At 32.8% G+C, this 448-nt stretch carries 1 pseudogene; it reads left to right on the forward strand.

The features are described 5' to 3' along the window. Nucleotides 1–111 precede the first annotated feature (111 nt). Nucleotides 112–448 (forward strand): annotated as a pseudogene (locus OM075_RS26700) (reverse transcriptase domain-containing protein); the annotation flags it as partial.

The following is a 448-nucleotide window of genomic DNA, read 5'->3' on the forward strand; positions in this document are numbered from 1 at the left end:
CTTAAAAATATTATTATTAATATGATATGAATAATAATAATATTTTTAGGGTAAGATCAATGTGACCATTTAAAATAAACATTATCACATTAAACTAATTTTTCAAGCTATAGTTATGGTTTTCGTCCGGCACGTAATACGCAACAAGCAGTAGGTAAAGCCCTTTCTTATATTAATTTAGACTATCAGCATATTGTTGAAATTGACCTTAAGGAATTCTTTGACAGGGTGGATCATACCTTACTGTTGCAATTGCTGTATCGTAAAATTAAATGCAAACACACCATGTGTTTGATACGCAGATGGCTTAGAGTGCCACTTTTAAAAGATGGTAAACTACATAAACGAAGTAAAGGAGTACCTCAAGGAAGCCCTATCAGTCCGTTATTGTCAAACATTGTTCTTCATGAACTGGATCTGAAAATGGAGCAATTAGGCTTACGCTTTG

It is taken from the genome of Plebeiibacterium sediminum, from assembly GCF_026013605.1.
Taxonomy (GTDB): domain Bacteria; phylum Bacteroidota; class Bacteroidia; order Bacteroidales; family Marinilabiliaceae; genus Saccharicrinis; species Saccharicrinis sediminus.